Below are 477 nucleotides of genomic sequence, written 5' to 3'. Positions count from 1 at the left end.
TATTTTTGCACCAGAACCAACATACTATAGGGGTGGGAAAATGATTTCTATATAGCAGACTTAGATATAAAATGATTCTAATTACTTCGAAAAATACAAAACATATCTTTTTATTATACTAGACTATAAAAAACCTATCATCTTCTGATATCGGCAGATGATAGGTTTTTGTATATTTCAAAATGAAGAACGCTCTTGAAATGAAAATACACCTTTTGTATACCTCTATTGTTTTATTATTTTTGTACATTAATCCCTACCCTGATTGCTGTTTCTACTTGTCTATTGCCCACTTCTAATTTTTGGAAAGGATTAGATATTAAAATTGGCGTTAGGTCATATACACCTGGTTCTTTTTTAATCGGAATTTCAGACTTAAGATTTACTATAGTATTTGTTGGAAGATCAAAAAACGCTACTTTTTGTTCTTCTGCAATATTAACTTGCTCCCAATCTAAAAGTGTTATTAATGCAAAA

Annotated in this window: 1 pseudogene; it reads right to left on the bottom strand. The window is 29.4% G+C overall.

Features of this window, described 5'->3' with window-relative positions:
- Positions 1-236: 236 nt before the first annotated feature.
- A pseudogene (locus V7038_RS28350) lies at positions 237-477 on the bottom strand (hypothetical protein); the annotation flags it as partial.

This window comes from Bacillus sp. JJ783 (assembly GCF_036963225.1).
Lineage (GTDB): Bacteria > Bacillota > Bacilli > Bacillales > Bacillaceae_G > Bacillus_A > Bacillus_A cereus_U.
Note: the sequence above shows the minus strand (reverse complement) of the source record. Positions and strands in the feature narration are given on the sequence as shown.